The sequence below is a fragment of the Streptomyces filamentosus genome, from assembly GCF_014654895.1.
Lineage (GTDB): Bacteria > Actinomycetota > Actinomycetes > Streptomycetales > Streptomycetaceae > Streptomyces > Streptomyces filamentosus.
In genome coordinates, this window is the sequence record NZ_BNBE01000003.1 from 546699 (window position 1) to 559905 (window position 13207).

Sequence of the window (13207 nt, forward strand, 5' to 3'; positions counted from 1 at the left end):
CCCTCAAATGAGCAGTACAGAGCAAGAGTGCTGGTGATCGTGGCGCGCCGCCTCCCGAACGGCGCGCCGAAGGGTGTCCGTCCCTTGATACGCGCTCGGCGCGCGCTCAGGAGTGAGCCCCGCCAACACGACCCCACCCCCGCGAAGATCGGCGTCTGGGCAACGTCTACAGTGGCGTGGTACGCGCAAGTTTCACCCCGCCTTTATCCGGGGAACTTGCTGGGAATTTCTCTGTCAGGGGTGTGCGTGACGGCCGTCGAGTCCCGACCCGCAGGGGTCGTCTTGACTCCCAGCCCGGGGGGCCATCGGCCGTTCGGGGCCCGCGTCAAGGCATTCGTGGCGCTGACCAAGCCGCGGATCATCGAACTGCTCCTCATCACCACCGTTCCGGTGATGTTCCTCGCCGAGCAGGGCGTGCCCGACCTGTGGCTGGTGCTCGCCACCTGCTTCGGCGGCTACCTGTCCGCCGGCGGGGCGAACGCGCTCAACATGTACATCGACCGCGACATCGACGCGCTGATGGACCGCACCTCGCAGCGCCCGCTGGTCACCGGAATGGTCTCGCCGCGCGAGGGCCTGGTCTTCGGCATCACCCTCGCCGTCGTCTCCACCCTCTGGTTCGGGCTGCTGGTCAACTGGCTGTCCGCCTGGCTGTCGCTCGGCGCGCTCCTCTTCTACGTCGTGGTCTACACGATGATCCTGAAGCGGCGGACCGCGCAGAACATCGTCTGGGGCGGCATCGCCGGCTGCCTGCCGGTCCTCATCGGCTGGTCCGCCGTCACGAACTCGATGTCCTGGGCCGCCGTCGTCCTCTTCATGGTCATCTTCTTCTGGACGCCGCCGCACTACTGGCCGCTGTCCATGAAGGTCAAGGAGGACTACGCGCGCGTGGGCGTGCCGATGCTCCCGGTGGTCGCCTCCAACAAGGTCGTCGCCAAGCAGATCGTCGCCTACAGCTGGATCATGGTCGCGGTCTCGCTGCTGCTCACCCCGCTGGGCTACACCGGCTGGTTCTACACCACCGTCGCCCTGGCCACCGGCGGCTGGTGGCTGTGGGAGGCGCACGGCCTTCTGAACCGCGCCAAGGCCGAGGTCACCGGCGCGAAGCTCAAGGAGATGCGCCTCTTCCACTGGTCCATCACCTACGTGTCGCTGCTCTTCGTGGCGGTCGCGGTGGACCCCTTCCTCCGTTAGGGCGTACGGCTCCCGGAAACGGCCGGGTCGTGTGGGCTGTCCCACGCGGCCCGGCCGTCGCCAGTCGATCTACCCATCGGTAGCATCCTTGTCATGGCAGACACCAAGGAAGACACCACGGCCGTCTCCCCGCGCGCCGGGCGCAAGGCGGCCAAGCTGGCCAAGGAGATCCGCGCCTTCGGCAAGGAGCACGGCGGCGTCGAGGGACAGCTCGCCCACATCGGCCAGGCGGGCACCCGGATCGTCCTCGTCGGCGAGGACGGCGGCTGGGGCGACCTGGTGGCCCCCACGTACGGCATCGCCCAGCAGGCCGCCGAGCAGGCCGGGCTGACCCTGCACGACGAGTTCGACGGCGAGTTCGCCGCCAAGGTCGTCACCGGCCCGTACGAGTGGACCCGGATGGCCGGCATCCAGCTCGGCGGCCCCTCCAACGGCTGACCGCCGAAGGCGCCGCCACCGCCGGGCGCGGAGGCAACAACCTCCTCCGGGGCTCACCCGTTAGGACGTGTGCAGACACGTCCACACAGGGAGCCCCCGAGATGATCGACATGCCGCGCCTGGTGGACCAGTCCTGCCACGGAGTGCTCCGGACGGAGCTGGGCCTCGGCACCTTCGAGGCCCACCTCGGCCCGTCCGGCGCCCCGCCCGCCTCCGGCACCACCTTCTTCGACACCCAGACGGGCTTCGCCGTCCGCCGCTGGTGCCCGCCGCTGCTCGGCCTCGAACCGCACTGCCCGCCCGCCCGCTACCTCGCCCGCCGCCGCGAGCTCGGCGTCGCCGAGACGGGCCGCCGGCTGCTGCGGTCCGCCGGCATCGCCACGTACCTCGTCGACACCGGCCTCCCGGGCGACCTCACCGGACCCGCCGAGCTCGCCGCCGCGAGCCGGGCCCGCGCCCACGAGATCGTCCGCCTCGAACCCCTCGCCGAGCAGGTCGCCGACACCTCGGGGACCGCCGACGCCTTCCTCGCGAACCTCACCGAGGCCGTCCAGGCCGCCGCCGTGCGCTCCGTGGCCTTCTCCTCGGTCTCCGCCCCGCGCTGCGGCCTCGCCGCCGTCGCGGAGCCCCCGGGCCGCGGCGAGGCGCGCCGGGCCGCGGGCCGCTGGCTCGCCCGCCGGACCGCGGGCGGCCCCCTCGACGACCCGGTCCTCCTGCGGCACCTGCTGTGGATCGCGGTGGGCGCGGGCCGGCCGCTCCAGCTGCACACCGGGGACCGGGACCCGGCCGTCCTGGCCGGCTTCGCCGCCGCCACCGCCGGGCTCGGCGCCGACCTCGTCCTGCTGCACGGTTCCCCGCACCACCGGACGGCGGCCCGGCTGGCCGGGGCCTTCCCGCACGTCTACGCGGACCTGGGCGCCGCCCTCGCCGCCACCGGGGCCCGGGCGGCCGACGTCCTCGCCGAGGTCCTGGAGCTGGCCCCCTTCGGCAAGCTGCTCTACTCCAGCGGCGCCCGCGCCCTGCCCGAGCTGCACGTGGTCGCCGCCAGCGCCTTCCGCGCCGCCCTCGGCCGGGTGCTCGGCGCCTGGGTCCTGGACGGCGCCTGGTCCCGTACCGACGCCCAGCGGGTCGCCGGGATGATCGCGGCGGACAACGCGACGCGGGTCTACCGGCTCGGGTGAGCCGGTGGACCCGCGTCGGGGTGACCGCGTCGGGGGCGGACCGCGCCGGGGCGCCGCCGTCAGGCGGTGGCGAGCTCCGGATCCGCCTGGGCCGGGACCTCCGCCGCGGGCAGCGGGCGCTCGCGCAGGCTCAGGGCCAGGCGCAGCACAGCGATCCACATCAGCGAGGAGCCGAGCATGTGGGCGGCGACCAGCAGCTCGGGGACGCCGGTGAAGTACTGGACGTAGCCGATGCCGCCCTGGGCCAGCAGCACGATCAGCAGGTCGCGGGCGCGGGCGCGGACGTCGTCCGGGGCGTCGACCACGCGCAGCACCAGCCACATCGCGACGGCGAGGGCGCAGACGGCCCAGGCGGCGATCGCGTGGAGGTGGGCGGCGTCCGTCCAGTCCCACGGCATGCGGGGCACGTCGCTGCTGTCGCCCGCGTGCTTCCCGGCGCCGGTGACGGTGGTGCCGAGCGCGATCAGCAGGCTCGAGACGACCGCGATCGCCCAGGACAGCTTCCGTACCGGCCCCGGCACGCGCGGGCGGGGGGCGGTGTCGCCCTCGCCGGTCCGGTGCCAGGTGATCACGGCGACGGTGAGCAGCGCGTTGGCGGCCAGGAAGTGGCCGGCCACCGTCCAGGGGTTGAGGCCCATCCAGACGGTGATGCCGCCGAGCACGGCGTTGCTCATCACGATCCAGAACTGTGCCCAGCCCCAGCGGGTGAGGTTCCGCCGCCACGGCTTGGTCGAGCGGGCGGCGATGATCGCCCAGCCGACGGCGGCCGACAGGACGTACGTGAGCATCCGGTTGCCGAACTCGATGGCTCCGTGGAGGCCCTGCTCGGGCGTGGCGAAGAGGCTGTCGTCCGTGCACTTCGGCCACGTGTCGCAGCCGAGACCGGAACCGGTCAGCCGGACCGCGCCGCCGGTGACGATGATGAGCACGCTCATCACGACGGCGGAGAGCGCGGCGCGCCGGAGGACCCGGGGGGACGGGGTCCAGCGCTGGGCGATGAAGGCGAGGGGGGTCTGCACGGGCCCTATCGTAGGCGGGGGCTTGTGCACGCTTTCACGAGGGGTGGCTTGTCGGGAAACGTCACCCTCTGGCCCTCTCCGGCTACTCCCAGCGGAAGAACCGGGCCGCCGCCCCGAGGCCCAGGACGGCCCACGCGGCGAGGATCCCGGCGTCGGCCCACGGCACGCCCGCGCCGTCCCGGAGGACGTCCCTGAGGCCGTCCGAGAGGGCCGAGATCGGCAGCAGCGCCAGGACGTCGCCGGCCGCGCCGAACTTCTCCAGCGGGACGATCACCCCGCCGCCGACGAGCAGCAGCAGGAAGACCAGGTTGGCGGCGGCGAGGGTCGCCTCGGCCTTGAGCGTGCCGGCCATGAGCAGCCCGAGGCCGGAGAAGGCCGCGGTGCCGAGGACCAGCAGGAGCAGGACGGCGAGCGGGTTGCCGTGCGGGGACCAGCCGAGGCCGAACGCGATGGCGGTCAGCAGCAGGACCTGGAGGACCTCGGTGACCAGGACGGCCAGCGTCTTGGCGGTCATCAGGGCCCAGCGGGGCAGCGGGGAGGCGCCGAGCCGCTTGAGGACGCCGTAGCGGCGCTCGAAGCCGGTGGCGATGGCCTGGCCGGTGAAGGCGGTGGACATCACGGCGAGCGCGAGGACGCCCGGGGCGAGGAAGTCCACGGCCTTCCCCCCGCCCGTGTCCACGACGTCGACGGTCGAGAACAGCACGAGCAGGAGGGACGGGATGATCACCGTCAGGAGGAGCTGCTCGCCGTTGCGGAGCAGCATCCGGGTCTCCAGGGCCGTCTGGGCCGCGATCATCCGTCCGACGGGGGCGGCCCCGGGCCTGGGCGCGTACGTACCGGCGCTCATGCGCGCAGCTCCTTGCCGGTCAGTTCGAGGAAGACGTCTTCGAGGGTGTGGCGTTCGACCGAGATGCGGTCCGGCATCACGCCGTGCTGGGCGCACCAGGTGGTGACGGTGGCGAGCAGCTGGGGGTCGACGGTGCCGGTGATCCGGTACGCGCCGGGCTGGGGCTCGGCGGCCTCGGAACCGTCCGGCAGCGCCTTGAGCAGGGAGTCGAGGTCGAGGCCGGGACGGCCGGTGAAGCGCAGGGTGTTCTCGGCGCCGCCGCGGCAGAGCTGCTCGGGGCTGCCCTGGGCGACGACCCGGCCGGCGTCGATGACGGCGACGTCGTCGGCGAGCTCCTCGGCCTCCTGCATGAAGTGGGTGGTGAGGACGACGGTGACGCCGTCCGCGCGCAGCTCGCGGACGAGCTCCCAGGTGGCGCGGCGGGCCTGCGGGTCGAGGCCGGCGGTGGGTTCGTCGAGGAAGACGAGTTCGGGCCGGCCGACGACGGCCATGGCGAGGGCGAGCCGCTGCTGCTGGCCGCCGGAGAGCCGCCGGTAGGCCGTACGGCCGCAGGAGCCGAGGCCGAGGCGTTCGACCAGGGCGTCCACGTCGAGCGGGTGGGCGTGCAGCTTCGCCATGTGGCGGAGCATCTCGTCGGCGCGGGCGCCGGAGTAGACGCCGCCGGACTGGAGCATCACGCCGACGCGGGGGCGCAGGGCGGCCGCGTCGGCGAGCGGGTCGAGGCCGAGGACGCGGACGGTGCCGGCGTCGGGGCGGCGGTAGCCCTCGCAGGTCTCGACGGTGGTGGTCTTCCCGGCGCCGTTGGGGCCGAGGACGGCGGTGACGGTGCCGGTCCGCACGTCGAGGTCGAGGCCGTCGACGGCGGTCTTGGTGCCGTACCGCTTGACCAGGCCGCGGACGCGGACGGCGGCGTTGCCGGACTCGTTTCGCATGCCGGAAGTCTAAGGACCCGCGGGGGCGGCCCCGGCCCCGGGGGCGGGAGCCCCGGATGGGCGGCCGAGGAGGGGGCAGGAGCCCCGTATGACGGTCTTCGTGGGCACCTCGGGATGGCAGTACCGGGACTGGCGGGGCACCTTCTACCCCGAGGGGGTGCCGCAGCGGCTCTGGCTGGAGGAGTACGCGCGCCGGTTCGCCACCGTGGAGAACAACGGCTCGTTCTACCGGCTGCCCGAGCGGTCGACCTTCGCCGCGTGGCGGAGACGGACGCCCGACGGCTTCGTCATGGCGGTCAAGGCGCCCCGCCGGCTGACGCACGACAAGCGGCTGCGGGAGCCGGAGGAGCTGGTGGCGGAGCTGATGGGGCGGGCGGAGGCGCTGGGGGACCGGCTGGGGCCGGTGCTGCTCCAGTTCCCGCCGTCGCTGCGCGCCGATCCGGGGCTGCTCGACGCGGTCCTCGCCTGTTTCCCGGCGGGGGTGCGGGTGGCCGTCGAGCCGCGGCACTCCTCGTGGTGGACCGACCGGACCGAGGCGGTGCTCGCGGAGCGGGGGGCCGCCCTGTGCTGGGCGGACCGGAAGTCCCGGCCGGTGACCCCGCTGTGGCGGACGGCCGACTGGGTCTACCTGCGGCTGCACGAGGGCCGGGCCCGGCCGTGGCCCGCGTACGGCCGGCAGGCGCTGGAGGGCTGGGCGGAGCGGTTGACCGGGGCGTGGGGGGAGGCGGCCGACGCGTACGTCTACTTCAACAACGACCCGGGGGTCGAGGCGCCCCGGGACGCGGCCGTCCTCCGGGACCTGATGCGTGCGGCGGGGCGGCCGGTCGCCGTGCCGGCGGAGACTCCGGAGGAGGGGGAGCCGACCGGGCGGGAGAGCCGCGATTCGTCCCATGAATGATCGTTTCCGCAGGTCAGGTAAGCCTTACCTGAGTGACGCACGCCATCGTCGCCGCTTCCGGTGCCGCTTGTCACTGCCAGATTAATTACGCAACAATGGCGTTGTGAAAAACCTTGGCGCGGCTCCGTCGGAGGAACTCGCGACCGGTGAGCGCTCCACGCGCAACCGCGTCGCGCGGTCCATCCTGGATCACGGGCCGTCCACCGTCGCGGACCTCGCCGAGCGGCTGGGCCTCACCCAGGCCGCCGTCCGCCGGCACCTCGACGCGCTCGTCGGCGAGCAGGTCGTCGAGGCCCGCGAGAAGCGCGTCTACGGCGCCAGGACCCGCGGCCGGCCGGCGAAGGTCTTCGCCCTCACCGACTGCGGCCGGGACGCCTTCGACCAGTCGTACGACTCCCTCGCCGTCGAGGCGCTCCGCTGGATCGAGCGCAACGCCGGAGGGGAGGCGGCCGTCGCCGCCTTCGCCCGGGACCACATCGAGGCCAGGGCGGAGTCCTACCGGGAGGCCGTCGAATCGGTCGAGCCCGAACGGCGGGCCGAGGCGTTGGCCAGGGCCTTGACGGCGGACGGGTACGCTGCCATTGCGCGCGGCGCGCCGGTCGGCGAGCAGCTCTGCCAGCACCACTGCCCGGTCGCCCACGTGGCCGAGCAGTACCCCCAGCTGTGCGAGGCGGAGACGGAGATCTTCTCCCGCCTCCTGGGAACGCACGTCCAGCGCCTGGCCACCATCGCCCACGGCGACGGCGTCTGCACCACGTTCATCCCGCACGGCGCCCCGCAGACCACTGAGACAGCATCCGTAAGCACGGCCGGGAGGAAGCCCGCATGACCACCGAGATCAGCCACCCCGAGCTTGAGGGCCTGGGTCGGTACGAGTACGGCTGGGCCGACTCCGACACCGCCGGCGCCGCCGCCAAGCGCGGCCTGAACGAGGATGTCGTCCGCGACATCTCCGCGAAGAAGAACGAGCCCGAGTGGATGCTGAAGCTCCGCCTCAAGGGCCTGAAGCTCTTCGACAAGAAGCCCATGCCCACCTGGGGCTCCGACCTCGGCGGCATCGACTTCGACAACATCAAGTACTTCGTGCGGTCCACCGAGAAGCAGGCCGAGTCCTGGGAGGACCTGCCGGAGGACATCAAGAACACGTACGACAAGCTCGGCATCCCGGAGGCGGAGAAGCAGCGCCTCGTCGCCGGCGTCGCCGCCCAGTACGAGTCCGAGGTCGTCTACCACCAGATCCGCGAGGACCTGGAGGAGCAGGGCGTCATCTTCGTCGACACCGACACCGCGCTGAAGGAGCACGAGGAGCTCTTCAAGGAGTACTTCGGCACCGTCATCCCGGTCGGCGACAACAAGTTCGCCTCCCTGAACACCGCCGTCTGGTCCGGCGGCTCGTTCATCTACGTGCCGAAGGGCGTGCACGTCGAGATCCCGCTCCAGGCCTACTTCCGTATCAACACGGAGAACATGGGCCAGTTCGAGCGGACGCTGATCATCGTCGACGAGGACGCCTACGTCCACTACGTCGAGGGCTGCACCGCCCCGATCTACTCCTCCGACTCGCTGCACTCCGCGGTCGTCGAGATCATCGTGAAGAAGGGCGGCCGCTGCCGCTACACGACCATCCAGAACTGGTCGAACAACGTCTACAACCTGGTGACCAAGCGCGCCGTCGCCTACGAGGGCGCCACCATGGAGTGGGTCGACGGCAACATCGGCTCCAAGGTCACCATGAAGTACCCGGCCGTCTACCTGATGGGCGAGCACGCCAAGGGCGAGACGCTCTCCATCGCCTTCGCGGGCGAGGGCCAGCACCAGGACGCCGGCGCCAAGATGGTCCACCTGGCCCCGAACACCTCCTCGTCCATCGTCTCCAAGTCGGTGGCGCGCGGCGGCGGCCGCACCTCCTACCGCGGCCTCATCGAGATCGGCGAGGGCGCCCCCGGCGCCAAGTCCAACGTCCTCTGCGACGCCCTGCTCGTCGACACGATCTCCCGCTCCGACACGTACCCCTACGTGGACGTGCGCGAGGACGACGTGACCATGGGCCACGAGGCCACCGTCTCCAAGGTCTCCGAGGACCAGCTCTTCTACCTGATGCAGCGCGGCCTGACCGAGCAGGAGGCCATGGCGATGATCGTCCGCGGCTTCGTCGAGCCGATCGCCAAGGAGCTGCCGATGGAGTACGCGCTGGAGCTGAACCGGCTGATCGAGCTGCAGATGGAAGGCGCGGTCGGCTAGCAGCCCCCGCCCCTCCGTACCGCAGCGACTGATTTCTTACGCAGGAAGAGAGCAACACGACAGCCATGGCTGAGGCTCAGAACATCCCCGCGGGCTCCACCACCGCGGGCTCGATCGCGGTGGCCGCCGAGTCCACCGTCGCCACGCGCATGAGCGCCCCGCCGTCCTTCGACGTCGCGGACTTCCCCGTCCCGCACGGCCGCGAGGAGGAGTGGCGCTTCACCCCGCTCGCCCGCCTCCGCGGTCTGCACGACGGCACCGCCGTCGCCACCGGCGAGGGCGTCCGGGTCGAGATCGAGGCCCCCGAGGGCGTCACCGTGGAGACCGTCGGCCGCGAGGACGAGCGCCTGCGCAAGGCCGGCAAGCCGGTCGACCGCGTCGCCGCCCAGGCGTACTCCTCCTTCGAGAAGGCCTCGGTCGTCACCGTCGCCAAGGAGGCCGTCCTCACCGAGCCGATCCGCGTCGCCGTGCACGGCCAGGGCGGCGTCGCCTTCGGCCACCAGGTGATCGAGCTCGGCGCCTTCGCCGAGGCCGTCGTCGTCATCGACCACACCGGTGACGCGGTGCTCGCCGCCAACGTCGACTTCGTGCTCGGGGACGGCGCCAAGCTCACCGTCGTCTCCGTCCAGGACTGGGACAAGGACGCCGTCCACGTCGCGCAGCACAACGCGCTGCTCGGCCGCGACGCCTCCTTCAAGTCGGTCGTCGTCACCTTCGGCGGCGACGTCGTCCGCCTCCACCCGCGCGTCAACTACGCGGGCCCCGGCGGCTCCGCCGAGCTCTTCGGCCTCTACTTCACCGACGCCGGCCAGCACCAGGAGCACCGCCTCCTCGTCGACCACGACACCCCGCACTGCACCTCGAACGTCGCCTACAAGGGCGCGCTCCAGGGCCAGGACGCGCACGCGGTGTGGATCGGCGACGTCCTCATCCAGGCCGCCGCCGAGGGCACCGACACCTACGAGCTCAACCGGAACCTCGTCCTCACCGACGGCGCCCGGGTCGACTCCGTGCCGAACCTGGAGATCGAGACCGGCGAGATCGCCGGCGCCGGACACGCCTCCGCCACCGGCCGCTTCGACGACGAGCAGCTCTTCTACCTGATGGCCCGCGGCATCCCGGAGACCGAGGCCCGCCGCCTCGTCGTCCGCGGCTTCTTCGCCGAGCTGGTCCAGCAGATCGGCCTGCCCGACGTCGAGGAGCGCCTGATCGCCAAGGTCGAGGCCGAGCTGGAGGCCTCCGTCTGATGGCCTTCGTCCGAGTCTGCGCACTGAGCGAGCTGGAGGCCGACACCCCCAAGCGGGTCGAGGTCGACGGCACGCCCGTGTCGGTCGTCCACACCGAGGGCGAGGTGTTCGCGATCAACGACATCTGCTCGCACGCCAACGTCTCCCTCTCGGAGGGCGAGGTCGAGGACTGCGCCATCGAGTGCTGGCTGCACGGTTCCAGCTTCGACCTCCGCACCGGCAAGCCGTCCGGCCTTCCCGCGACGCGCCCCGTCCCCGTGTACCCCGTAAAGATCGAAGGGGACGATGTGCTCGTCTCCGTCACCCAGGAGTCCTGAGTCACCCATGGCAACGCTCGAAATCCACGACCTGCACGTCTCCGTCGAGGCGGAGAACGGCCCCCGCGAGATCCTCAAGGGCGTCGACCTGACCATCAAGCAGGGCGAGACCCACGCGGTCATGGGCCCCAACGGCTCCGGCAAGTCGACCCTGGCGTACTCCCTGGCGGGCCACCCGAAGTACACGGTCACCGGCGGCACCGTCACCCTCGACGGCGAGGACGTCCTCGAGATGTCCGTCGACGAGCGGGCCCGCGCCGGCGTCTTCCTCGCCATGCAGTACCCGGTCGAGGTCCCCGGCGTCTCGGTCTCCAACTTCCTGCGCACCTCCGCCACCGCCATCCGCGGCGAGGCCCCCAAGCTGCGCACCTGGGTCAAGGAAGTCCGCGAGGCCATGGACAAGCTGTCCATGGACCCGGCCTTCGCCGAGCGCAACGTCAACGAGGGCTTCTCCGGCGGCGAGAAGAAGCGCCACGAGATCCTCCAGCTGGAGCTCCTCAAGCCGAAGATCGCGATCCTCGACGAGACCGACTCCGGCCTCGACGTCGACGCCCTGCGCATCGTCTCCGAGGGCGTCAACCGCGTCCGCGAGACCGGTGAGGTCGGCACCCTCCTCATCACCCACTACACGCGCATCCTGCGCTACATCAAGCCCGACTTCGTGCACGTGTTCGCGAACGGCCGCATCGTCGAGTCCGGCGGCGCCGAGCTCGCCGACCAGCTGGAGAACGAGGGCTACGACAAGTACGTGAAGGGTGGCGCATCCGCGTGACTTCCGCCCATCAGGGGCTGACCGGCCTCCTCGACACCGAGGCGATCCGCAAGGACTTCCCGCTCCTGGATCGCACGGTCCACGACGGCAAGAAGATCGTGTACCTGGACTCCGCGGCGACCTCGCAGAAGCCGCGCCAGGTCCTCGACGCGCTCAACGCCTACTACGAGCGTCACAACGCCAACGTCCACCGCGGCGTCTACACGGTCGCCGAGGAGGCCACCGCGCTGTACGAGGGCGCCCGCGACAAGATCGCCGCCTTCATCAACGCGCCGAGCCGCAACGAGGTGATCTTCACCAAGAACGCCTCCGAGTCGCTCAACCTCGTGGCCAACATGCTGGGCTGGGCCGAAGAGCCCTACCGCGTGGACCACGAGACCGAGATCGCCATCACGGAGATGGAGCACCACTCCAACATCGTCCCGTGGCAGCTGCTCTCGCAGCGCACCGGCGCGAAGCTGAAGTGGTTCGGCCTCACCGACGACGGCCGCCTCGACCTGTCGAACATCGAAGAGGTCATCACGGAGAAGACGAAGATCGTCTCCTTCACGCTGGTCTCCAACCTGCTCGGCACCCAGAACCCGGTCGAGACGATCGTCCGGCGCGCCCAGGAGGTCGGTGCGCTCGTCTGCATCGACGCCTCGCAGGCGGCCCCGCACCAGGTCCTGGACGTGCAGGCGCTCCAGGCCGACTTCGTGGCCTTCACCGGCCACAAGATGTGCGGCCCGACCGGCATCGGCGTGCTGTGGGGACGCCAGGAGCTCCTGGAGGACCTGCCGCCCTTCCTCGGCGGCGGCGAGATGATCGAGACCGTCTCGATGCACTCCTCCACCTACGCCCCGGCCCCGCACAAGTTCGAGGCGGGTACGCCCCCGATCGCCCAGGCCGTCGGCCTCGGCGCGGCCGTGGACTACCTGTCGGCGATCGGCATGGAGAACATCGCGCGCCACGAGCACGCGATCACCGAGTACGCCGTCCGCCGCCTCCAGGAGGTCCCGGACCTGCGGATCATCGGCCCCACCACGGCCGAGGACCGCGGCGCGGCGATCTCCTTCACGCTCGGCGACATCCACCCGCACGACGTGGGCCAGGTGCTCGACGAGCAGGGCATCGCGGTCCGGGTCGGCCACCACTGCGCGCGGCCGGTCTGCCTGCGGTACGGAATTCCTGCGACCACACGGGCGTCGTTCTATCTGTACTCCACCCCGGCCGAGGTCGACGCCCTCGTCGAGGGGCTGGAGCACGTCCGGAACTTCTTCGCCTAGGGGACCGCTGTGAAGCTCGATTCGATGTACCAGGACGTCATCCTGGACCACTACAAGCACCCGCACGGGCGGGGCTTGCGGGACGGCGACGCCGAGGTGCACCACGTCAACCCGACGTGCGGCGACGAGATCACGCTCCGCGTGAAGTACGACGGCGAGCGCATCGAGGACGTCTCGTACGAGGGCCAGGGCTGCTCCATCAGCCAGGCCTCGGCCTCCGTCCTCAACGACCTGCTCGTCGGCAAGGAGCTGGCCGAGGCGCGGCGGATCCAGGAGACCTTCCTGGAGCTGATGCAGTCCAAGGGCCAGGTCGAGCCGGACGAGGCCATGGAGGAGGTGCTGGAGGACGCGGTCGCGTTCGCCGGCGTCTCCAAGTACCCGGCCCGGGTGAAGTGCGCGCTGCTCAGCTGGATGGCGTGGAAGGACGCGACCGCCCAGGCCCTGGGCGGAGACGACCAGAAGTCTGTGAGGAAGTCGGCATGACCGAGAACATCGAGGCCACCATCAAGCCGGCCTCCGAAGAAGAAGTCCGCGAGGCGCTGTACGACGTCGTCGACCCCGAGCTGGGCATCGACGTCGTCAACCTCGGCCTGATCTACGGGATCCACATCGACGACTCCAACGTCGCGACGCTGGACATGACGCTGACCTCGGCGGCCTGTCCGCTGACGGACGTCATCGAGGACCAGGCCCGCTCCGCCACCGACGGCATCGTCAGCGAGCTGCGGATCAACTGGGTCTGGATGCCCCCGTGGGGCCCGGACAAGATCACCGACGACGGCCGCGAGCAGCTGCGCGCGCTCGGCTTCAACGTCTGACGGCGGTCGTCGCACGCGAAGGGGCCCCCGGCATCGCG

At 71.4% G+C, this 13207-nt stretch carries 15 protein-coding genes; 12 read left to right on the forward strand and 3 right to left on the reverse strand.

What is annotated here, in order from left to right; all coding sequences use genetic code 11:
* Positions 1 to 240 precede the first annotated feature (240 nt).
* The 3 genes from IE326_RS29875 (at position 241) to IE326_RS29885 (ending at position 2813) form a co-directional block, all read left to right on the forward strand.
* A complete protein-coding gene (locus IE326_RS29875; protein WP_170313906.1) occupies positions 241 to 1194 on the forward strand; it encodes a heme o synthase in 954 nt (317 codons plus the stop codon).
* Positions 1195 to 1287: 93 nt separating this feature from the next.
* Positions 1288 to 1632 (forward strand): hypothetical protein, encoded by a 345-nt coding sequence (locus tag IE326_RS29880; protein WP_150227609.1) that lies wholly within the window; start codon positions 1288 to 1290, stop codon positions 1630 to 1632.
* Between the two features lie 101 nt (positions 1633 to 1733).
* Positions 1734 to 2813 carry an amidohydrolase family protein gene (locus IE326_RS29885; protein WP_150227608.1) on the forward strand — a complete coding sequence of 360 codons (1080 nt, stop codon included), beginning with the start codon at positions 1734 to 1736 and terminating at the stop codon, positions 2811 to 2813.
* 59 nt (positions 2814 to 2872) lie between these two features.
* Here IE326_RS29885 and IE326_RS29890 read toward each other — a convergent pair whose 3' ends face one another.
* From IE326_RS29890 to IE326_RS29900, 3 genes are read right to left on the reverse strand one after another with little or no spacing between them, the layout of a single operon-like run.
* Positions 2873 to 3862 carry a COX15/CtaA family protein gene (locus tag IE326_RS29890; RefSeq protein ID WP_190043817.1) on the reverse strand — a complete coding sequence of 330 codons (990 nt, stop codon included), beginning with the start codon at positions 3860 to 3862 and terminating at the stop codon, positions 2873 to 2875.
* A 52-nt stretch (positions 3863 to 3914) separates the two neighbouring features.
* Complete coding sequence (locus IE326_RS29895; protein ID WP_190043818.1) at positions 3915 to 4679, reverse strand: ABC transporter permease; 765 nt, start codon at positions 4677 to 4679, stop codon at positions 3915 to 3917.
* The gene (locus IE326_RS29900; RefSeq protein WP_150227606.1) at positions 4676 to 5611 is read right to left on the reverse strand and encodes an ABC transporter ATP-binding protein; all 936 of its coding nucleotides are present in this window, start codon (positions 5609 to 5611) and stop codon (positions 4676 to 4678) included. The genes IE326_RS29895 and IE326_RS29900 overlap by 4 nt, the downstream gene beginning before the upstream one ends.
* Positions 5612 to 5699: 88 nt before the next feature.
* Here IE326_RS29900 and IE326_RS29905 point away from each other — a divergent pair, with 88 nt between their 5' ends.
* The 9 genes from IE326_RS29905 (at position 5700) to IE326_RS29945 (ending at position 13169) form a co-directional block, all read left to right on the forward strand.
* The gene (locus IE326_RS29905) at positions 5700 to 6509 is read left to right on the forward strand and encodes a DUF72 domain-containing protein (protein WP_190043819.1); all 810 of its coding nucleotides are present in this window, start codon (positions 5700 to 5702) and stop codon (positions 6507 to 6509) included.
* Between the two features lie 103 nt (positions 6510 to 6612).
* Positions 6613 to 7338 carry a helix-turn-helix transcriptional regulator gene (locus tag IE326_RS29910; RefSeq protein ID WP_150227604.1) on the forward strand — a complete coding sequence of 242 codons (726 nt, stop codon included), beginning with the start codon at positions 6613 to 6615 and terminating at the stop codon, positions 7336 to 7338.
* Complete coding sequence (sufB, locus tag IE326_RS29915) at positions 7335 to 8750, forward strand: Fe-S cluster assembly protein SufB (RefSeq protein WP_150227603.1); 1416 nt, start codon at positions 7335 to 7337, stop codon at positions 8748 to 8750. Before IE326_RS29910 ends, sufB begins: the two co-directional genes overlap by 4 nt.
* A 65-nt stretch (positions 8751 to 8815) precedes the next feature.
* Complete coding sequence (gene sufD / locus IE326_RS29920) at positions 8816 to 9997, forward strand: Fe-S cluster assembly protein SufD (protein WP_190043820.1); 1182 nt, start codon at positions 8816 to 8818, stop codon at positions 9995 to 9997.
* A complete protein-coding gene (locus tag IE326_RS29925; protein WP_030322524.1) occupies positions 9997 to 10314 on the forward strand; it encodes a bifunctional 3-phenylpropionate/cinnamic acid dioxygenase ferredoxin subunit in 318 nt (105 codons plus the stop codon). Before sufD ends, IE326_RS29925 begins: the two co-directional genes overlap by 1 nt.
* Before the next feature lie 7 nt (positions 10315 to 10321).
* Positions 10322 to 11086, forward strand: coding sequence for a Fe-S cluster assembly ATPase SufC (gene sufC / locus IE326_RS29930; protein ID WP_031002808.1), 765 nt, complete (start codon positions 10322 to 10324; stop codon positions 11084 to 11086).
* On the forward strand, positions 11083 to 12351 hold the full coding sequence (locus IE326_RS29935) for a cysteine desulfurase (protein WP_030746148.1): 1269 nt from the start codon (positions 11083 to 11085) through the stop codon (positions 12349 to 12351). The genes sufC and IE326_RS29935 overlap by 4 nt, the downstream gene beginning before the upstream one ends.
* Positions 12352 to 12360: 9 nt before the next feature.
* Entirely contained in the window at positions 12361 to 12834 is a 474-nt protein-coding gene (gene sufU, locus IE326_RS29940) for a Fe-S cluster assembly sulfur transfer protein SufU (protein ID WP_030746151.1), read from the forward strand.
* Positions 12831 to 13169: a metal-sulfur cluster assembly factor gene (locus IE326_RS29945; protein WP_030746153.1), complete on the forward strand. Its 339-nt coding sequence runs from the start codon at positions 12831 to 12833 to the stop codon at positions 13167 to 13169. Before sufU ends, IE326_RS29945 begins: the two co-directional genes overlap by 4 nt.
* Positions 13170 to 13207: the final 38 nt, after the last annotated feature.